Here is a 19,802-nt window from a genome sequence, read left to right as displayed (position 1 = left end):
CTCACCCCGCCACCTTCACGGTCGTGGTCGCGCCCCACAGGGCCAGCGAGAGGAAGAAGTCGGTGACGCTGATCAGCACGATGGCGTTGCGCACCGACCGGCCGACGGCGACGCCGACGCCGGCGGGGCCGCCGGAGGCGCGGTAGCCGTAGTAGCAGTGGGCGACGATCACCATCACGCTGAAGATCAGCACCTTCAGGACGGAGAGCAGCACGTCCGTCGGGGAGAGGAAGAGGTTGAAGTAGTGGTCGTAGGTCCCCCGGGACTGCCCGTTGAACAGGACGGTCACGTAGCGGGAGGCCAGGAAGGAGGAGAGCAGCCCGATCGCGTAGAGGGGGATGATGGCGACGACGCCGGCGATGATGCGGGTGGTGACGAGGTAGGGCATGGAGCGGATGCCCATGCCTTCCAGCGCGTCGACCTCCTCGTTGATGCGCATCGCGCCGAGCTGGGCGGTGAAGCCGGCCCCGACGGTCGCGGAGAGGGCGAGTCCGGCGACCAGGGGCGCGATCTCACGGGTGTTGAAGTAGGCGGAGACGAATCCGGTGAACGCGGCCGTGCCGATCTGGTCGAGGGCCGCGTAGCCCTGGATCCCGACGACGGTCCCGGTGAAGAGCGTCATCGCGATCATCACGCCGATGGTGCCGCCGATGACGCCGAGGCCGCCGGAGCCGAAGGCCACCTCCGCGAGCAGGCGCTGCACCTCCTTGAGGTAGCGGCGCAGGGTCCGCGGGACCCACAGCAGGGCCCGGACGTAGAAGAGGAGTTGGTCGCCGGAGCGGTCGAGCCAGACGAGCGGGGAGGCCATCGGACCTCAGCCTCCCTTCGGCGGGACGATCTGGAGGTAGACGGCCGTCATCACCATGTTGACGAAGAAGAGCAGCAGGAACGTGATGACGACGGACTGGTTGACGGCGTCGCCGACGCCCTTGGGGCCGCCGCGCGGGTTGAGGCCGCGGTAGGCGGCGACGATGCCCGCGATGAACCCGAAGATCAGCGCCTTGAGTTCGCTGATGTAGAGGTCGGGCAGCTGGGCGAGGGCGGAGAAGCTGGAGAGGTACGCGCCGGGGGTGCCGCCCTGCATGATGACGTTGAAGAAGTAGCCGCCGAGGATGCCGACGACGGAGACCAGGCCGTTGAGCAGGACCGCGACGCCCATCGCGGCCAGGACCCGGGGCACGACCAGCCGCTGCACCGGGGAGACGCCCATGACCTCCATGGCGTCGAGTTCCTCGCGGATCTTGCGGGAGCCTAGGTCGGCGCAGATCGCCGAGCCGCCGGCGCCCGCGATGAGCAGCGCGACGATGAGCGGGCTGGCCTGCTGGACGACGGCGAGGACGCTGGCGCCGCCGGTGAACGACTGGGCGCCGAGCTGCTCGGTCAGGGAGCCGACCTGGAGGGCGATGACGGCTCCGAAGGGGATCGAGACCAGGGCGGCGGGCAGGATGGTCACGCTGGCGACGAACCAGAACTGCTCGACGAACTCGCGGAACTGGAAGGGTCTTCGGAACACGGCCCGGACCACTTCCGCCGCGAGCGCGAAGAGCCGCCCGGTCTGCCGCAGCGCGCCGGTGATCACGCGCCGCTCCCGGCGGCGGGCATCGGCAGGGTGGCCGCCCCGGAACTCTTCGCGTAGGTGTCCCGGATGGCGGACCGCGCGGCGGGCGGCAACGACTCGATCATGCCCATGACACGCTCACGCCGGCGGGCGACGGCCCGGCGCGGCGGCAGGCCCGGCGAGGGTTCCAGCTGGGGCACGATCTCCCGGGGTGCGGCCGGGGCCGCGGGGGCGGCGTCCGCCTCGGCGGCGAGGGTGGCCGCGTCCTTCTCCTCGGACATCCCGATGGGCCCCTCGCGCCGGCCGCCCAGGAACTGCGCCACGACCGGCTCCTCGCTGGTGAGCAGCACCTCGCGCGGGCCGAAGGTGACGAGTTGACGCAGGAAGAGCATCCCCATGTTGTCCGGCACGGTGGCGGCGATGTCGAGGTTGTGGGTGACGATCAGCATCGTCGCGTCGAGCTGCGCGTTCAGGTCGATCAGCAGCTGGGAGATGTAGGCGGTGCGGACCGGGTCGAGACCGGAGTCCGGTTCGTCGCACAGGATGATCTGCGGGTCGAGGACGAGCGCGCGGGCCAGTCCCGCCCGCTTGCGCATGCCTCCGCTGATCTCCCCCGGAAGCTTTCCCTCGGCGCCCAGCAGCCCGACGACCTCGATCCGCTCCATGACGATGCGGCGGATCTCGGACTCCTTCTTGCGGGTGTGTTCGCGCAGCGGGAAGGCGATGTTGTCGAAAAGGGACATGGACCCGAAGAGGGCGCCGTCCTGGAACATGAGACCGAAGAGTTTCCGGGTCTCGTAGATGTCTCTTTCCGGACTGTTCACCATGTCCACCCCGTTGATGAGGACACGGCCCTTCTCGGGTTTGAGCAGCCCGATGAGCGACTTGAGGAAAACGGTCTTACCGGTTCCGGACGGGCCCAGCATCACGCTGACCTCTCCCGCCGGAAGAGTGAGTGACACGTCCCGCCAGATGCTCTGCTTACCGAAGGACTTGGTCAGACCCTCGACCACTACTTCGATTCCCATATCACCTCCAGCGGACGCCGATCGGATACGCGCTGCGGGCCCGCACGTTAAGTCGGCCCGAAGCGCACTGACAACGGGTGCGGCACGGATCTCCGGCGCCCCCGCGGAACTTGTCACCGCGCTGACAACCTCCCCGCCCCGCACTTGTCTCCGGGGAGACAGGGCAGGGTCTCGCGGTTCCGGGGGGTGTGGATCCCGCGGGACCCCGCCGGCGGGCACCCCGGCCCGATGGAGGGTGGGCCGGAACGCGTCCGCCATGGCTCCGGCCGACGGGGGCCACCGACCTGGAACCGAGCACCGCACCGGCACGTTACGGCCGAGTAACCTCGGCGGGCAACACCGGGTCCGGAGTTTTCCGGGATACCGACTTCGGCCATCCGGAACCTGTCAGGGAAGTCACAAGAACCCGCCGGCCACTTGTCATCGGGTGAGTATCGGAACCCTCTCGCATGGGACGGTGGCGGAGCAGGATCACCGCGAGCCGAACGCTTCGACCTTGGCACCGGATGACTAAGCCGAATCGCGTTTCACTCACCCCGGAAACAGCTTGTTCCACTTTTCAAAGAATCATGGACGGCCGCATTGTTCGCCTATGTTTCCGACGAGTAACGTCACGGCCCAATCCGGTCAACCCTCAAGGAGAGTCCGAGTCATGAAGAAGAACATGAGAAGGTCGGCCCTCGTGGTGTGTGCGGCTGCGTCGGCGCTCGGCCTCGCCGCCGTCCCCTCCTCGGCGGTGCCCTCCACGGTGTGGACGGTCACCCCCTCGCCGGCCGCCTTCAAGGCCGTGAACGTCGGCAACATCGTGCTCACCGCCACCATCCCCATGACGTGCACGACCTCGACGGCGGCCGGGACGATGGCGAGCGCCACCGGCAACCCCGGGGACGTCGCCGACATCACCACCATGAACTTCGGCGCGTCCGGCTCGCCGTGCACCAGCGTCCTGGGCAACGTCACCACCACGTCGGTCACCCCGTGGGACGTCATCGCGGTGGACTACAACGCCTCGACCGGTGTCACCAAGGGCTATGTCGGCAACGTCAAGGCCAACGTCACCGCCGGCGCCTGCAAGTTCACGGTGACGGGCAAGGCCTCCGGCACCTACACCAACTCCACCGGCATCCTGGCGATCAACAGCACCGCCGGTGAACTGGCGGTCAGCAACCCGGTCAACTGCGGTGCGATCGTCACCCCCACCACCAAGCCCACCTTCAAGGGCAACTACGCCGTCACGGTGGCGAGCACCGGCGCCATCCCCACCATCGTCGGCTCCAACCCGTAGGCCGCCGACCAGCCCCGCCCGCCCGGCCGGTACCCCGGCCGGGCGTTCGCGGGCCCCGTGCCGCGCGCCCGAGCAGACCGGCGCGCCCCGTCCGAGCCATCCGAGCGGAGTCGCATGAAAGCCACGCCAGCAGCCGCCCCGCGGCCGTCCCGGGCCCGTGCCCGGACCACGTCGATCGCCGCGTTCGTCGTGCTCGCCGCCCTGGTCCCGACCACCGCCTCGGCCTCTGGCACCCAGGAGGTCGAGGCCGAACTCCCCTACGTCTGCACCCTCCCCTCGGGGCAGCTGCCCGCGACGGTGCGGGTCTCGGCGGAGTTCCCCGAACGGGCCGAGGCGGGCGAGGCGTTCACGCCGTCCGACGTCACCACCACCGTCGAACTCCCGGCGGAGGCGGTCGCGGACCTCACCGCGCGCGACGCGGCCGAGGTACGGGCGGCCACCCGGCTCGCCGTCGGCGTCGCCCAGAACGCGGCCACGGCCGCGGCGACCTGGCGGGGCGGCGCCGAGCCCGTCGCGCTGCCCGGGTCGGGACCGCTGACACTGGTGACGCGGGGAGACGTCCCCTCGGTGGCCGGCCGGAGCGACGGCGACCTGACGTTCTCCGCCGGCGCCCTCGCGATCGACCTGGCGCTCGGGGCGGCGGACCCGGCCACCGCGGACCCCGGCTCGCTGACCGTCGACTGCACCCTCGCCGAGGACGCGCCCGGCCAGGGGCTGCTGGCCACCGTACCGGTCGGCGCGGACGGGCAGGCCCCGAGCGGTTCACCGTCCTCGTCGGGGCCGGCCGAGTCCTCCGGGGCGCCGGACGGCGACGGACGGCGGGACGGGCCGGGGGACCGGCGGCCGGAACGGCAGTCCGAGCGCTCGCCGAAGGTACTGGAGAACACCCCCGGCGCCGCCGCGGACCGCGACGACGTCCCGCCCTGCCGCTACGACGAGCAGCACCCGCCCACGGATGTGTCGCTCAACGCCTATGTCACCGGCTACGCCAACGTGAAGAAGATGAAGGGCGCCGCGTACCTCCCGCCGTCCTGCGTGCTGATCGAGCAGGGGCTGCCCGTGCCGGGCCCGCCGGATCCGGAGTACCTGATCTTCGACACCCTGTCGTACGCGAACTTCCACTACCGGGAGCGCAAGCAGACCCCGCCCTTCGAAGCGACGTTCCTGTCCTTCGACTTCGCCCCGGTGAAGGCCACCATGGTGCTGGAGCAGACGGGGACCATGCGGATCGACTCTCGCATGAAGATACGGCTGTCCGACTTCACCACGATCACCGACACCTACGTCCGGGCCCCGCTGGTCCTGCACGTGCTGGACCTCGAGGTCAACGGAACACCCCTGGACGTCGGTTCCGAATGCCGGACCGAGACGTCCCTCACCTCCGAGGACCCGGACCCCGCGAACTTCCCCGGTGACCACCTGGTGCTGTACGGCCGGGGCGAGCAGCTCATCGGCCTGCCGGCCACCGGCTATCTGCTCCTGAGCGGCGGCGCGCTGTCCGGCGAGGTGACCATCCCCGCCTTCACCGGCTGCGGCAGCGACGGCGAGGACCTCGACCGACTGCTCACCGCCTCCGTCTCGGGTCCGGGCAACTACATCAAGCAGGTCCAGGGCCAGACGTGCGCGATCGCCGCCCCCGTCTTCCCGAGCCCTGAGAACGAAGGCCAGTGCACCGAGGACCTCCAGCCCTACGAGATCCCCGTCGCCGAGCGCTGATCCCTGTCCCACACCTCCACGGAAGGCCACCACCATGCCCCGGATCTCCACCCGCACCCGGCTCGCCACCGTGTCCGCGCTGACCGCGCTCGGCGCCTTCGCCTCGCTGGGCACGGCGACCGCCGCCGACCCGGCGCTGAACGGCGAGTGGGCCCCCTTCACCCGCTGCCCCGTGGACGCCCCGGCGATGCTGGCGGCCGACGGCTTCGAGAAGACCCCGCAGTGCGTGGTGTCCACCTCGGCGAGCGGCTCCATCAAACTGGGCGACACCACGGTGACGACCGGCAGAACCAACCTCCAGATGGGCATCGTCCAGAACGCGGACGGCACCAGCAGCGTGGTCGCCCCCGCCTCCGGCGCGCTGGTCGCCGAGCCCGCCACCGTGCCCGGCGGACTGCTCGGTCTGATGTGCCCGAGCGACATATTCGTCATCACGGGCATCTGCGAGTCGCTGGAGAACTCCAGCCTCAACAAGATCACCGCCACCATGGAGTCGGCCGGCGCGCCCTACGCCTTCGACCAGACCGCGGGCGTCCTCACCGACCTGCCCATCGTCGCCCTGCCGGTCCGCATCCACCTGGAGAACCCGCTGCTCGGCGACAACTGCTACATCGGGACGGCCGCCAACCCGATCGTGCTGCGCCCGGAGAACCGCAACTACCCCGAGTTCGGCATGACCTTCTTCCAGGGCGACGGCACCGCGGACGCGGCCGGCGAGATGAGCCGCATCAACCTGACCGGCGCCACCCAGAACGACAGCACCTTCGCGGTGCCCGGCGCCACCGGCTGCGGCCTGAACATCGGTCTGATCAACCTCGCGGTGAACGCGAAGACCGGGCTGCCCTCCGCCGCCGGGAACAACAGCGTCACCCTGAACGACACCCGGACCCACCTCACCGGGCTCAACGCCCCCGGGACCGTCGTCCCCGACGCCGGCAAGGTCCTGGCCGAGAACTGGCACTCCGCCGTCGAGTAACAGCCAAAGGCACACACAACCGGGACACGATTCCTCCCCAAGAGATGTACAACACAACAAAGTTGATTTACCTTCAGCTTTGCCAGACCGGTGAACGCCCAGTGGACCGGTCCAGGCTCCGCCCGCCGAGGGCGGGGCCCGGTCGGCCCACCTCGCCGGACATGTCGACGGCAAGGGATCACTCATGCCCTCAATCGCGCGTCCTTCGGTGCTCGGTGAACCGCTCGACCCCCTCCCCAAGAAGTTCGCGGCCTTCATGCGGCCGCTGCTCCCGGGGCTGCTGAACGAGATACGCACCGAGGTCACCCGCAGCTATCCGGTGTACGGCAGGCTGCTCAACGGCCCGGACGGGGACGCGATCCGCCAGGGCGTCGAGCAGGCGCTGACCGCCTTCGTGGACCGGGTGGCCGACCCTTCCAGCAGTTCGGAGCTGCGGGACGAACTGCTGCGCAGGTTCGGCCGGGTGGAGGCCTACGAGGGCCGCGACCTGGAGGTCCTGCAAGGTGCCTACCGGCTCGGCGCCCGTATCGCGCTGCGCCGGGCCAAGACCCTGGGCCGGCAGTACAGCCTCTCCCCCGCGCTGATCCTCGCCTTCGCCGACGCCCTCTTCGCCTACGTCGAGGAGCTGGAGGCGATCACCCGCGAGGGCTACGCGGAGGTCCGGGAGCGGGCCGCCTCCGAGGAGTCCGCGTTACGAAGACAGTTACTGCACTTCCTGCTCGCCGCCTCGCCGCTGCCCCGGACGGCCGTCTCCGAACTGTGCAAGGCCGCCGCCTGGGAGCTGCCCCGGTCCTGCTTCCTGGTCGCGCTGCACCCTCCGGCGCCGGAGCACCTCCAGGCCGGGCTCGACCGGGACGTCCTCGCCGACCTCGACATACCGCAGCCGCACCTGCTGGTGCCCGGGGACCTCACCCCCGCCCGACTCGACATGATCCGCACGGCCCTGGCCGGCACCCGCGCCGCGGTGGGCCTGACCGTGCCGGTCGGCCAGGCCGCCGACTCCGTCCGCTGGGCCCGCCGGGTGCTTCAGCTCGTGGACGACGATGTCATACCCGACGCCCCGCTGATCCGCTGCGAGGATCACCTGACGACCCTGTGGCTGCTGTCCGACTCCGCCCTGGTCGACCGGGTCGCGGCCCGTGAACTGGCCCCGCTCGACGAGTTGCCGGCCAGGCGGCGCGACCGGCTGGTGGAGACCCTGCGCGTGCACGTGTCCACCCGGGCGCCCGCGGAGCAGGTCGGCGAGATGCTGGGCGTGCACGCGCAGACCGTGCGCTACCGCCTGCGGACCCTGGACGCCTACCTGGGCGACCGGCTCGCCGACCCCGACCACCGCTTCGCCATCGAGGTGGCCCTCCGCTCGCTGCACCTGCGGGGCCACGACGACCCGGAGTGACGTACGGGGCCGGCGCGCTCGTGGGTACCGGCGGGCGGCTCAGTACGCCACGGGCCAGCCGCTGCTCCAGTCCAGGAGGTTGATGCCGAGCTTGGGCGTGCCGTTGTCGTTGCCGTCGTAGTAGTGGTAGACGATCAGGTCGCCGTCCACGTCGTTCATGATCGACTGACCGCCGGGTCCGATGACGCTGCCGTGCGACTCCAGCACCGGCGTTCCGCCGTTGTCCATCATCGAGACGCCGTTGCGGTCCCGGTAGGGCCCGGTGACGCTGGTCGCCCGGCCGACCTTGACCTTGTAGGTGGAGCTGGTGCCGTCGCAGCAGACGTCGTACGAGGCGAAGAGGTAGTAGTACCCGTTCCGCTTGACGACGTACGGGGCCTCGACGGCCTTGGTGCCCGTCGGCCGGGAGGCGAGGGAGCGGCGGGCGGTGTCGGAGGCGAGCTGCTTGCCGGTGGCCGGGTCGATCCGGATCATCTTGATGCCGGTCCACCAACTGCCGAAGGACAGCCACCAGGTGCCGTCGTCGTCGACGAAGAGGTTCGGGTCGATGGCGTTGTAGTCGCCGGCGGAGTTCGAGGTGTAGACGACGCCCTGGTCGCTCCAGCTGCCCGGCGCCCCGGTGGTGGAGACCGCGAGGCCGATGGCGGAGGTGTTCACGCCGAAGGACGAGACGGAGTAGTACATCAGGTACCTGCCGCCGTGGTACGAGATGTCCGGCGCCCAGGCCTCCGGAACGTCGGAGTACTGCGACCACCAGCCGGGCAGGGAGCCGAAGGCGTCGGCGCCCGCGGAGAAGGCGGTGCGGTCCGAGGACGCCTTGCTGCTGATGCCGCCGCCGGTGGCGTAGAGCCGGTACTGCCCGGACGCGGTGCGGATCATCGTCGGGTCGTGCGTGACGACGGAGCCGGTGACCCGGCCGGGGTTCGGGTAGGCCGACGCCGTGGAGGGGACGAGGGCGAGCAGGGCTGCGGTGGGGAGAGCGAGGAGTGCGGCTCGTCTGCGACGCATGGGGGACTCCTGTCTGTTCGGTATCACGAACAACATTCGCGATGTCGGACGTGGCGCAGTGACGGAACCTAGAATCGAAGCGCTTGCGCGTCAATGTCCCGGGCGAAAGCGGCGGTTGATGTCCGGAAAACAGCGGGTGTCGAAGGTGACCGGCGCGTGAATTCGAACCGTGGAGTCACCGGAGCCGCGCCCCCTCCCGCCACTCCCCCGCCACCATGGCCTCCCGTGTCACCGTCCTGAGGGGGAGCCGGACGTGAGTCTGTCCTGGGGGTCCTTGGCCGCCGTCCTGGGTCTGGCCGTGCCCGTGGCGGCCGCGCTGTGGGAGTTCGTGCTGGCGGGCCGCAAACGGCTCGGCTACCGCGTCCAGTTGGACACCACGATCCGCGATTCGGCCGCCTCGGGGCCCGACACCACGGTGTTGCAGCGCATGCAGTGGGACGGTACGAACCTGCGCGACCCCTCGGTCGTCCTGCTGCGGATCGAGAACGCCGGCTGGAGCCCCGTCGTCGCCGCCGACTACGTCGCTCCCGCCAACGACCCGGTGGGCATACGCATCGCCTTCCCCGGCCGCCGCGTCGTCGGCATGACCGTCACCGAGCGCAGCCCCCAGGTGCCGCCCACCTTCTTCGTGCCGGGGGCCGAGGGGTTCGAGACCACGGGCCGGGTCGTCAAGCTGCCGAAGGTGATCCTCAACCGCCGGGCGCACTACAAGGTCCTGGCGGTCCTGGACCGCGAGGAGGGCTTCACCGAACCCGAGTTCCCCGAGCCGGAGGTCACCGCCGGGATCGTCGGCGGGGTGCGCGGCGGGAACATCAGGAAGACCGCGTACTACCCCTTCGCCTCGCGCCAGGTCCGCTGGCTGCTCGCCTCGCTCATCCTGGTCAGCGCCACCCAGTCGGCGTTCACCCTGGCCGGGGGCGAGGACGCCGCCGCGCCGCTGGACTGCGCCGCCGGGACCCTGCACCTGTCGGGTTCCACGGCCTTCGCGCCGGTGCTGCGGGAGGCCGCGGAGCAGTACGAGCGGACCTGCCCGGACGCCCGCATCCCGCTCACCGCCACCTCCTTCAAGGGCAGCGTCGACGGGCTCGACACGCTCGCCGCCGCCGGCGCGGGCGCCCGGCTCCCGGAAGGCCGGGGCCTCGGCGACAGACTGGCCTTCAGCGACGGACCGAAGTCCGACGGCCGGCCGCGGCTGCTGCCGAGGCCCGTCGCGCTGTCCCTGTTCACCCTGGTCGTGCACAAGGGGGCAGGCGTCGAGGACCTGTCCCTGAAGCAGGTACGGGACGTCTACGCCGGGCGCGTCACCAACTGGAGCCAGGTGGGAGGCAACGACGTCCCCATCCACCTGGTCAGCCGGAACCCCGGCTCGGGCACCCGGACCACGCTCGAACGGCAGGTCCTCGGCGGCCGCCCGCTGCCGGCGGTCACCACCCCCGACTGCGCGGGGCTCGACCGCGACCGGCCGGGCCGCTGCGAGGTGGGCGGCACCGGGACACTGCTGGACACGGTGGCCTCGACCCCGGGGGCCCTGGGCCACAGCGAGGTCGGCGCCGCCGCCGCGCACGACGACGTACGGCAGATCCGCATCGACGGCTACCCGGCCACCCTGGAGGGCGCCGACCAGGGGGCGTACCCGTACTGGCAGACGGAGATCGCCTACACCTACGGCGAGCCGCCGGCCGACTCCCTGGCGGCGGGCTTCCTGCGCTACCTCGCCGACGAGGTCGGCAAGGACATCGTCCGCTCCAAGGGCCACCGCCCCTGCGCCGAGCTGGACAAGCCGCTGCTGTGCCGGCCGGACGGCACGCCCGCCGCGAGGTGACTCCCCGGAGGGGGCCGCGGCGGCCCGGTCAGGACTCCGGGCACTCCTTCCAGGCCAGGTGGTACACCGTGCTGATGTCGCCGTCCGTGGAGTCCATCGTCATGAAACTCACCTCGTCGGGGTCGGAGGTCCCGGTGCTCACCCGCAGCTCCGTGTTGATGTTGAAGTTGCGCTGGACCCCGCAGGGCGCCCAGACCAGCTGCGCCCAGTCGGTGCTGTCGGTGGCCTGCCAGTTGTCGTTGTAGGGGCCGCCGAAGGGGTGGGTGCGGTACTCCGTGTTCGGGGAGCCCTGGAAGTAGTACGAGGCCCGCTGGGTGCCCTTCGCGCCGGGCTGGAGGGCGGCGAAGCCGCGGTAGTCCGCACTGGCGACGGCGTAGGTGAAGCCCTGCGGGACGTGGACGAGCAGGTTGAGCTGGCAGTTCTTGCGGAAGTCGGTGGGCGCGGAGTCGCCGCCCGCCTGGGCGAGGTAGTCGCTGTACGTGACGGTGAACGCCGTGTTGTCCTCGGAGACGGCGACCGCCGCCGTGCCCTGCGGACAGCCGGAGCCGTTCACGGTGGCGACCTTGATGACGATCTTGTCCGGCGGCGGGTCCTCGAACCCGCCGGAGGACTGGTGCTGCTGCGCGGGCAGCACGGAGGTGAGGAGCGCGGCGATCGTGCCGCTCAGGAGCAGGCCGGTGGCCATGGGTCTCCCATCCCGGTCGGTGGGGGGTGGATGTGGTTGAATGCGTCCGCCATCTACACATGGTGTGCACATGACATTCACGGAACGGTCGCATCGTAGGGAGCCCCGACGGGGGCGGACAGACACTCTCCCGGCCATTCACACCGGCCGGTTCCCACCACCTGGGCCGAGGGCCTGCGTGTTCTCCGCCACCCGGGCCACGGCCTACGGGTTCTCCCACGCCGCCGGTTCCGCCGCCAGCTCCCGCACCGGGTCCGGCAGCGCGTCCGCCGCGAGGTCCGCGATCGTCACGCCCTCCAGGATCCTGCGCACATTGGCACGCAGTGCCACCCACAGCGGCAGCAGGGGCCCCGCCGTGCCCGTGTACACCAGTTCCGTCGGCCGCTCCCCGCGCACCGAGACGATCGGGCCGTCCACCGCCCGGATCACGTCCGCCACGGTGATCTGCGACGCCCCGCGCGCCAGCCGGTACCCGCCGCCCCCGCCGCGCCGGCTCTCCACGACGCCGCCGCGCCTGAGGTCCCCGAGGATCCCCTCCAGAAACTTGTGCGGAATGTCCTGGACGGCTGCCACGTCCTCCGCCTTGACCGGGGAACCGTCCTGCCGGACGGCCAGTTCCAGCACCGCCCGTACCGCGTAGTCCGCACGCGCCGAGATCCTCATGCCGACCATTGTGGCGTCCGCTGGGACAATGGCCCCGCACAGGTGGTCCCGCGCAGGCGGCGGGGCCGGAGACACGCGCGCTACAGGAGAGGCTCCCTTGGAGCTCAGCAGGCCCAGCAGGCTCGGCAGACGAGCGTTCAGCGCCCTCGCGGGCACCACCGTCCTCGGTCTCGCGCTGGGCGGCAGCACGGCGCTGCCCGCCTCCGGCTCCTCGGGCCCCGCGCCCACCGGGCCGCCGCCCGGCCCGCCCGGCGCCGACGGTGCGCGCCACCGGGTCGCGCTGGACCGGCACGCGCTGCTGGTGGACGGCAGGCGGCCGGCCCTGTGGTCCGGCGAGCTGCACCCCTTCCGGCTGCCGAGCCCGTCCCTGTGGCGGGACGTGCTCCAGAAGATGCGGGCCTACGGCCACAACGCGGTCACCGTCCGTCTCGCCTGGAACCTGCACTCCCCCGCCCCCGGCGCGTACGACTTCACCGGTGTCCGCGACCTCGACCTGTTCCTGCGCACGGCCGCCGAGTGCGGTCTGTACGTCGTCCTGCACCCCGGCCCGTACATCGGCGCCGACGTGGACGCCGGGGGCCTGCCCGGCTGGCTGACGACCGTCGGGGGCCGGGCCGGGAGCACCGACCCGGCGTACCTGCGCCACGCCGACGAGTGGCTGGGCCGGGTCAACGCCGTCGCCGCCCGGCACCTGTTCACCCGGGGCGCCGGCACGGTGCTGCTCTACCGGGCGGACCACACCGGGCGCGCCGACCTGGACCTCCTGCGCACGAGGATGCGCGCCGACGGCATCGACGTGCCCCTGCTGCACGGTGACACGCCGCTCGCCCGCCAGGCGCCGGGGCCGGTCCGGGACGCCGCCGAGGCGCGGCGGGTCCACTTCGACCGCCTGGGGCGGGGGAGCAGCCTGGACAACGTCCGCATGGCGTTCGGCGGCACCTCGTGGGGCTGGCTGCCCGCGCCCTCGGCGCCCTCGCCGACGTACGACCCCAACGCGGCGATCGACGAGGCGCGGCGGCCGACGGACAAGCTCGCGCCGCTCCACCAGCTCGGGCACCTGCTGCGCCACGTACCGGACTTCACCGGGATGACCGAGGCGGCGGCGGTGCGGGCCACGGACGGCCGGGTCCGGGTACGGCATCTGGCCAACCCGGACACCGGGGCGCACGCCTACGTCCTGCGCAACGACTCCGCCGCCGACGTCACCTCCACCCTCCCCATGGGCGGCACCGACGTGGAGGTCACCGTGCCCGCCCGGGACGCCAAGCTCTTCGCCACCGGCCTGCGCCTGGGCTCGGGGCGCAAGCTGGCGTACGCCACCGTGCAGCCCATGCTGGCCATGAGCGTCGGGAAGCTGGACATCGCCGCGTTCGTGGGGCGGGCCGGCGAGATGGCGCACCTGGTCCTGGACTGCCCGGACGAGCCGTGGCCGACCCGGCTGGACGAGGAGGCGGCCTGGGCCTTCGACCGCGGGCGGCTGCACGTGTCGGTGCCGCTCAAGGAGGACCGCCTGACCCGGGTGCGGGTGCGCGGCGGCGACACCGACCGCACCCTCCTGCTGATCGTCGCCGACGACGCCGCCTCGCTGCGGCTGTGGCCGTACGAGACCCCGTCGGGCCGGATCCTGGTGCGCGGACCGGAGCTGCTGCGCGAGGCCGCCCTGGACGGTGCCACGATCCGGCTGACCGGTGACACGGTCGCCGAGCGCGAGCTGGAGGTGTGGGCGCCCCCCGGCATCACCGACGTCGCCTGGAACGGCGAGACGGTGCAGTCGGGCCTGGGCCGCGCCCTGAGCCTGATGGCCGTGTGGCCGCTGCCGGGCGTGTCCGACCCGGTGCTGCCCGCGCTGGACGGCTGGCGCCGGCGCACGGAGAACTTCGAGTCCCGGCCCGACTACGGCGACGAGGGGTGGACGGTCGCCGACCGGCGCACGACGCACGGCACGACCCCGGGCCCCGACGGCCGGCCGGTGCTCTTCGCCGACGACTACGGCTTCCACTACGGCGACGTCTGGTACCGCGCCCGCCTCACCGGCGCCACGGGGCTGGAGCGGGTGTCCCTCTCGTACAGCACGGGCGCGCACGGCCTGCTGATGGCCTGGCTGGACGGGGTGCCGCTGGGCAGCCACCAGCCGGGCGGGGCGGGCGACGGGAAGGGCACGTGGACCGGTACGGCCGAGTTCGGGCTGCCGAACGAGCCGCGCGCCGGTGCCCTCCTGTCCGTCCTGGTCCGGCGCACCCAGCACGGCCAGGACGCGTACCGGACGGCCCGCGGGCTGACCTCGGCCGCCTTCGAGGGCGCCTCGCCCGAGGTGCGCTGGCGGATCATGGGCGCGGCCGCCCCCGACCCGGTGCGCGGGCCGCTCAACAACGGCGGACTGTACGGGGAGCGCCACGGCTGGCACCTGCCCGGCTACGACGACGGCCGGTGGGAGCCGGTGTCCCCGGCGGCTCTGACCGGCGGGGACCCGCGCCAGGGCGTGACCTGGTACCGGACCACGTTCCGCCTGGACGTCCCGCCGGAGACCGACGCCTCGGTGGGGCTGCGCCTGGACGGCACCCCGGACCGCGGCACCGGTGCCCACCGCGTCCAGGTCTTCCTGAACGGCTGGAACCTGGGCGCGTACGTGGGCGACCGCACGGGCGCCCCGCACACCTTCGTCCTGCCGAACGGCATCCTGCGCACCCGTGCCGCCGCCAACACCCTGGCCCTCGCGGTCCTGTCGGGCGGCGGCGCGCCCTCGGGCCCCGGCTCGGTGCGCCTGGAGCCGCTGGGCGGCGCGGCCGGAGGAGTGCCGGTGAAGCCCGTCCCCTCCCCCGGCCGGCGCGACGGCTGACCCGGGCCCGGGTCAGCGCAGCCGGATCACGTTCCAGGACAGCGGTTCCAGGGCGGCGGTGAGCCGGCCGTCCCTCAGCAGCGTGCCGTCCACCGGGTGCGGGACGACGCGCTCGGGCTCGGCGAGGGTGTTGCGGGCGTCGGGGTCGGCGTCCGCGAGGGCGCTGTGCTCGACGACCTCCGTCAGCTCCAGGCCGCTCAGGGCGACCTCGAGAGGCAGGGCCCCGGTGCGCGAGCGGTTGACGGCGAAGACGGTCACCGAGCCGTCCTCGGCGCGCACGGCGGTGGCGTGCAGCAGGTCGGCCTCGCCGTACTTGCCCGTCTCGTACGTGGGTGAGTCCACCCGGACGTCGAGCACCTCGCCGCGGCCGTACTTCGAGGCCTGGGAGAAGGGGAAGAACGTCGTCTGGCGCCAGGCCGGGCCGCCCGGCTCGGTCATGATCGGCGCGATGACGTTGACGAGCTGCGCGAGGCAGGCCACGGTGACGCGGTCGGCGTGCCGCAGCAGGGCGATCAGGAGCGAGCCGAAGACGACCGCGTCCATGACGCTGTAGTTGTCCTCCAGCAGGCGGGGCGCCTCGGGCCAGTCCAGTGCGCCGACCTCGGCCTGCGTCTTGCTCATGTACCAGACGTTCCACTCGTCGAAGGAGAGGTTGATCTTCTTCTTCGACTTGAGGCGGGCGCCGACGTGGTCGCAGGTGGCGACGACGTTCTCGATGAACGACTCCATGTCCACGGCGGAGGCGAGGAAGGAGTCGACGTCCCCGTCGTGCGGCTCGTAGTAGGCGTGCAGCGAGATGTGGTCGACCAGGTCGTAGGTCTCCTCCAGGACCGTCGCCTCCCACTCGGCGAAGGTCTCCATGGACTGCCCGGACGACCCGCACGCGACCAGTTCGACGCCCGGGTCGATCTGGCGCATGGCGCGGGCGGTCTCGGCGGCGAGGCGGCCGTACTCCTCGGCGGTCTTGTGGCCGGTCTGCCAGGGTCCGTCCATCTCGTTGCCCAGGCACCAGAGCCGGATGCCGAAGGGGTCCTTGTCGCCGTGCTCGGCACGCAGGTCGGACAGGGCCGTGCCGGAGGGGTGGTTGGCGTACTCCTGGAGTTCGAGGGCCTCGGCGACCCCGCGGGTGCCGAGGTTGACCGCCATCATGGGCTCGGCCTGCGGGCCGATCTTCTTGAGGAAGGCGATGTACTCGGAGAGGCCGAAGCGGTTGGTCTCGGTGGAGCGCCAGGCGAGGTCGAGGCGGCGCGGGCGGTCCTCCACCGGGCCGACCGAGTCCTCCCACTTGTAGCCGGAGACGAAGTTGCCGCCGGGGTAGCGGACGGCGGTGACGCCGAGTTCCCGGACCAGCTCCAGCACGTCCTGGCGCAGGCCCTCGGCGTCCGCGGTGGGATGCCCGGGTTCGAAGACGCCGGTGTACACGCAGCGTCCGAGGTGTTCGACGAAGGAGCCGAAGAGACGGGGGTTGACGGCGCCGACGGTGAAGGCGGGGTCGAGGGTGAAGCGGGCGGTGCGCATCTTTTCCTTTCGGGACGGTGTGGGAGGGCTACTGGCCGGCCAGGCCGGTGTGGGCGACGCCCGCCACGATCTGGCGCTGGAAGAAGACGAAGACGACGATCAGCGGCAGGCCGGCCATCAGACCGCCGGCCATGAGCTGGGCCCACTGGATGCCGTAGGAGTTCATGACGGTCGCGATGCCGTTCGGCATGGTCATCAGGTCGGGGTTGTTGGTGACCATGTAGGGCCACAGAAAGTTGTTCCAGGAGCTGATGAAGGTGAAGATGCCGACCGCGGCGAGCGAGGGGCGCGACAGCGGCACGATGATCGTGAAGAAGACGCGCCAGCGGCCCGCGCCGTCGATGAAGGCGGCCTCCTCCAGCTCGCGCGGGATGCCCTGGAAGAACTTGTACAGGATGTAGACCATCGCGGCGGGCGCGCACTGCGGCAGGATCATGCCCCAGTAGGTGTCGACCATCCCCATCTGCTGGACGGTGGTGAACAGCGGGACGCCGAGCACGGCCGGGGAGACCATGAGGCCGGCCATCACCAGGCCCATCAGGAGGCCCTTGCCCCGGAACTCGGTGCGGGCGAAGCCGTATCCGGCGAGCGCGGCGACCAGCAGCACGATCGCCGTCACGCACACCGACACGACGAGGGAGTTGACGAACCAGTCGGTGATGTTGCCGGTCTCGAAGAGGGCCTTCCAGGCCTGGCCGGTCCAGTCGTGCGGCAGCCAGTGCGTGGGCACCTCGACCGCCTCGGTCTCCGACTTGAGCGAGGTGAACAGGGCCCACAGGAGCGGGGCGAGGAACACCGCGGAGACGGCGGTGCCGAGGAGCGTGAGCACGATCTGGCCCAGGGTCCAGCTCCGGCGGGGGCGGGTGCGGATCGGCGGTGTGGCGGTGGTCATCGGCCGCCCTCCTCACGGTTGCGCAGCAGCCACATCCGGGCGAGGGCGACGGCCGCGATGAGCACGAAGAAGATGATGGAGATCGCGGAGGCGTAGCCCACGCGGTAGCTGGTGAAGCCCTGTTCGAGCGTGTACTGCACGAAGGTGCGGGTCGAGTCCTCCGGGCCGGGGCCGAAGTCCTGCATGACGACGGCCTGGTCGAAGACCTGGAGGGAGGCGAGGATCTGGAGGGCGACGACGAGGCCGGTGATGTTGCGCAGCATCGGCAGCGTGATGTGCAGGGTGCGGTGCCAGGCGTTCGCGCCGTCCAGCTTGGCGGCCTCGTAGAGGTGGGCGGGGATGCCCTGGAGCGCGGCGAGGTAGAGCAGGAAGCTGAAGCCGACGGTCCACCACAGGGTGGTGATGACGACGGCGAGCATCGCGTACGACTTGTCGGTCAGCCACGGGGTGTCGAGACCGAAGACGTGGTTGACCATGCCGGTGCCGGGGTTGAACAGCCACTGCCACAGGTTGGCGGCGACGGTGGACGGCAGCAGGAACGGCAGGAAGAAGCAGAGCCGCCACAGCCACTTGCCGCGCTCGATGTGGTGGGCCAGCATCGCGAGGAGGAAGGCGAGGACGGTGATGCAGGGCACGACGAGCAGCGTGAAGTACGCGCTGTGGCCGAGCGCGTCCCACATCAGGGGGTCCTTCAGGGCCTCGCGGTAGTTGTCGAGGCCGATGAAGTTCGCGCTGTCGCCGGAGATGTTGGCGTCGGTGAAGCTGAGGTAGAGGCCGCGCAGCAGCGGCCAGACCACGAAGAGCGCGAAGAGCGCGAGGAACGGGGCGACGAACCAGCCGCCGTGCTGGAAGCCCTGCCTGCGGCGGACGGTGGCGCTGTCGGCGGCGCTCCTCGCCCGCGTCGGGCGGACGATCGTTTCGGCGCTGGTGGCGGTCATGCGGCGCTACCTCCCTGCGCGGCGGTGCGGCCGTCCATGGGGTTCTTCATGGCGAGCAGTTCGGTGAGCGTGCCCTTCATCCGGCGGGCGGCGGCCTCGGGCCTCGCGGAGCCCGTCGTCGAGGAGACGACCACCGGGCCCACGCGCTGGGCGAGGATGCCGGTGGACCCGGCGAACCACACCTTGGGCTCGGTGGCCTGGTGGTCCATGGCCGAGACGTACTCGTTCTGCGGTTCCAGCTTCTTGTAGGCGGCCGTGGACAGGGTCGGCGTGTAGGCGGGGATGTGGCCGCCGGCCGCCCACTGCCGGGCGTGCTTGACGACGTAGGCGGCGAGCCGGTGGGCGCCCTCGTTGGTGGCGCCGCCGCGGTCGGCCTGGTGCGGCAGGACGAAGGAGTGGGACTCGGCGTGGGTGGCCCTCTTGCCGAAGACGGGCGGCAGCGGGGTGGCACCGTAGTCGACCTTCGCGGTGTCGAAGACGGGCACGGACCAGTTGCCCTCCCAGGCGAACGGGGAGCCGTTGACGAACTGTTCGGCGCCCGCGTTGCCGCCGAAGGTGGGGTTGGCGTACCCGTCGGCGACGTGCTTGCGCAGGAACTCCAGGACCTGGGTGGCCTTGTCGGTGTCGAAGGTGACCTCGGTCTTGGCGTCGTTGAACCAGGTGCCGCCGAGCTGGGTGTAGAAGGCGACGAAGAACCACCACTGGAAGTTCTGGTCGTTGTGCCACAGGCCGATGGTCTGAAGCCCCTTCGCGGTGGCCTTCCTGGCCTCCTTGAGCACGTCGAACCACTCCTCGGGGGAGGTGACCGGCACGATCCGGCCGTCCTCGCCGAGCAGGCCCGCCTTCTTCAGCACGTCCTTGCGGTAGAAGCAGAGCTGGACGTGGATGTCGAGCGGCAGCGCGTAGAGCTTGCCGTCGATGACGGCGCGCTTCCACAGCTCCGGGTTGAAGTCCTTCTCGCGCACGCCGTACTTGGCGAGCAGCGCGGGGTCCCAGGGGTCGAGGAGGCGGCCGGGCGAGAAGCCGGTGACGCGGCCGAGGTGCATGACGCCGAGGTCGGGCGCGCGGTTGCCGGCTGCGGCCATGGCGAGCTTGGTGTAGAAGGGGCTGCCCCACTGGAGGGTGGAGTCCTTCACGTCGATGCCGGGGTTGTCCTCGCGGAAGGAGTCCAGCATCGCGATCATGTTGTATCCGTCGCCGCCGCTGAAGAGGTTCCAGTAGCGGACCCGGGTGTCCGCTCCGGAGGCGAGCGCGTCGGCGCCGGTGCCGAGCGCGGCGAAGCCGAAGCTGCCCGCGACCGTCAGGCCGCCGGCCGCGGCCAGAAAGTGCCTGCGATTCAGGCCAGGTCGTCCCATGCCCTGCCCCATCTGTCGTCGTTCGAGGAACGTCGTTCGGTATTTCGGATGTCGCTCGTAACTTCGAACGGGAAGGTAGGTGGGAAGCGCTTTCGCGTCAATGGTTCGGGCAGGATCGGACCGGCC

At 71.3% G+C, this 19,802-nt stretch carries 16 protein-coding genes; 6 read left to right on the top strand and 10 right to left on the bottom strand.

Annotated features, from left to right (window positions below; genetic code table 11):
• Position 1 precedes the first annotated feature (1 nt).
• The 3 genes from ACFYZ3_RS01125 to ACFYZ3_RS01115 are packed head-to-tail and all read right to left on the bottom strand — an operon-like array spanning position 2 to position 2,586.
• Positions 2-808 (bottom strand): ABC transporter permease, encoded by an 807-nt coding sequence (locus ACFYZ3_RS01125; protein WP_115741938.1) that lies wholly within the window; start codon positions 806-808, stop codon positions 2-4.
• A 6-nt stretch (positions 809-814) separates the two neighbouring features.
• Positions 815-1,579 carry an MlaE family ABC transporter permease gene (locus ACFYZ3_RS01120; protein WP_388513054.1) on the bottom strand — a complete coding sequence of 255 codons (765 nt, stop codon included), beginning with the start codon at positions 1,577-1,579 and terminating at the stop codon, positions 815-817.
• Complete coding sequence (locus tag ACFYZ3_RS01115) at positions 1,576-2,586, bottom strand: ABC transporter ATP-binding protein (RefSeq protein WP_388513052.1); 1,011 nt, start codon at positions 2,584-2,586, stop codon at positions 1,576-1,578. Before ACFYZ3_RS01115 ends, ACFYZ3_RS01120 begins: the two co-directional genes overlap by 4 nt.
• A gap of 652 nt (positions 2,587-3,238) precedes the next feature.
• Here ACFYZ3_RS01115 and ACFYZ3_RS01110 point away from each other — a divergent pair.
• From ACFYZ3_RS01110 to ACFYZ3_RS01095, 4 genes are all read left to right on the top strand, one after another.
• Complete coding sequence (locus tag ACFYZ3_RS01110) at positions 3,239-3,871, top strand: hypothetical protein (protein ID WP_388513050.1); 633 nt, start codon at positions 3,239-3,241, stop codon at positions 3,869-3,871.
• A 114-nt stretch (positions 3,872-3,985) separates the two neighbouring features.
• Positions 3,986-5,587 carry a DUF6801 domain-containing protein gene (locus ACFYZ3_RS01105; RefSeq protein ID WP_388513047.1) on the top strand — a complete coding sequence of 534 codons (1,602 nt, stop codon included), beginning with the start codon at positions 3,986-3,988 and terminating at the stop codon, positions 5,585-5,587.
• A gap of 34 nt (positions 5,588-5,621) precedes the next feature.
• Positions 5,622-6,563, top strand: coding sequence for a hypothetical protein (locus ACFYZ3_RS01100; protein ID WP_388513046.1), 942 nt, complete (start codon positions 5,622-5,624; stop codon positions 6,561-6,563).
• Between the two features lie 184 nt (positions 6,564-6,747).
• On the top strand, positions 6,748-7,959 hold the full coding sequence (locus tag ACFYZ3_RS01095; RefSeq protein ID WP_361001098.1) for a helix-turn-helix domain-containing protein: 1,212 nt from the start codon (positions 6,748-6,750) through the stop codon (positions 7,957-7,959).
• A 39-nt stretch (positions 7,960-7,998) separates the two neighbouring features.
• On the opposite strand, the gene ACFYZ3_RS01090 is transcribed toward ACFYZ3_RS01095, so the two are convergent.
• Complete coding sequence (locus ACFYZ3_RS01090; protein ID WP_388513044.1) at positions 7,999-8,967, bottom strand: arabinan endo-1,5-alpha-L-arabinosidase; 969 nt, start codon at positions 8,965-8,967, stop codon at positions 7,999-8,001.
• A 253-nt stretch (positions 8,968-9,220) separates the two neighbouring features.
• Between ACFYZ3_RS01090 and ACFYZ3_RS01085 the strand changes: the two genes are divergently transcribed.
• On the top strand, positions 9,221-10,789 hold the full coding sequence (locus ACFYZ3_RS01085) for a substrate-binding domain-containing protein (protein WP_388513042.1): 1,569 nt from the start codon (positions 9,221-9,223) through the stop codon (positions 10,787-10,789).
• A gap of 28 nt (positions 10,790-10,817) precedes the next feature.
• Here the strand turns inward: ACFYZ3_RS01085 and ACFYZ3_RS01080 are convergent, their stop codons facing one another.
• Both ACFYZ3_RS01080 and ACFYZ3_RS01075 read right to left on the bottom strand, forming a co-directional pair.
• Positions 10,818-11,474 carry a DUF4360 domain-containing protein gene (locus ACFYZ3_RS01080; protein WP_161379076.1) on the bottom strand — a complete coding sequence of 219 codons (657 nt, stop codon included), beginning with the start codon at positions 11,472-11,474 and terminating at the stop codon, positions 10,818-10,820.
• A 204-nt stretch (positions 11,475-11,678) separates the two neighbouring features.
• The gene (locus ACFYZ3_RS01075; protein ID WP_109032074.1) at positions 11,679-12,137 is read right to left on the bottom strand and encodes an Rrf2 family transcriptional regulator; all 459 of its coding nucleotides are present in this window, start codon (positions 12,135-12,137) and stop codon (positions 11,679-11,681) included.
• Between the two features lie 97 nt (positions 12,138-12,234).
• On the opposite strand from ACFYZ3_RS01075, the gene ACFYZ3_RS01070 reads away from it, so the two are divergent.
• Entirely contained in the window at positions 12,235-14,973 is a 2,739-nt protein-coding gene (locus ACFYZ3_RS01070; protein ID WP_388513039.1) for a beta-galactosidase, read from the top strand.
• 12 nt (positions 14,974-14,985) lie between these two features.
• Here ACFYZ3_RS01070 and ACFYZ3_RS01065 read toward each other — a convergent pair whose 3' ends face one another.
• Genes ACFYZ3_RS01065 through ACFYZ3_RS01050 form a run of 4 tightly spaced genes read right to left on the bottom strand, consistent with a single transcriptional unit; the run spans position 14,986 to position 19,676 of the window.
• Positions 14,986-16,491: an alpha-N-arabinofuranosidase gene (locus tag ACFYZ3_RS01065; RefSeq protein ID WP_388513037.1), complete on the bottom strand. Its 1,506-nt coding sequence runs from the start codon at positions 16,489-16,491 to the stop codon at positions 14,986-14,988.
• Positions 16,492-16,519: 28 nt separating this feature from the next.
• Entirely contained in the window at positions 16,520-17,383 is an 864-nt protein-coding gene (locus ACFYZ3_RS01060; protein WP_388513035.1) for a carbohydrate ABC transporter permease, read from the bottom strand.
• Positions 17,380-18,321 carry a carbohydrate ABC transporter permease gene (locus ACFYZ3_RS01055; protein ID WP_388513033.1) on the bottom strand — a complete coding sequence of 314 codons (942 nt, stop codon included), beginning with the start codon at positions 18,319-18,321 and terminating at the stop codon, positions 17,380-17,382. Before ACFYZ3_RS01055 ends, ACFYZ3_RS01060 begins: the two co-directional genes overlap by 4 nt.
• Complete coding sequence (locus ACFYZ3_RS01050) at positions 18,318-19,676, bottom strand: extracellular solute-binding protein (protein WP_388513031.1); 1,359 nt, start codon at positions 19,674-19,676, stop codon at positions 18,318-18,320. The genes ACFYZ3_RS01055 and ACFYZ3_RS01050 overlap by 4 nt, the downstream gene beginning before the upstream one ends.
• Positions 19,677-19,802 lie beyond the last annotated feature (126 nt).

It is taken from the genome of Streptomyces sp. NPDC001599, assembly GCF_042893535.1.
In the GTDB taxonomy this organism is placed as follows: Bacteria; Actinomycetota; Actinomycetes; order Streptomycetales; family Streptomycetaceae; genus Streptomyces.
This window is presented reverse-complemented; position numbering and strand designations above follow the sequence as displayed.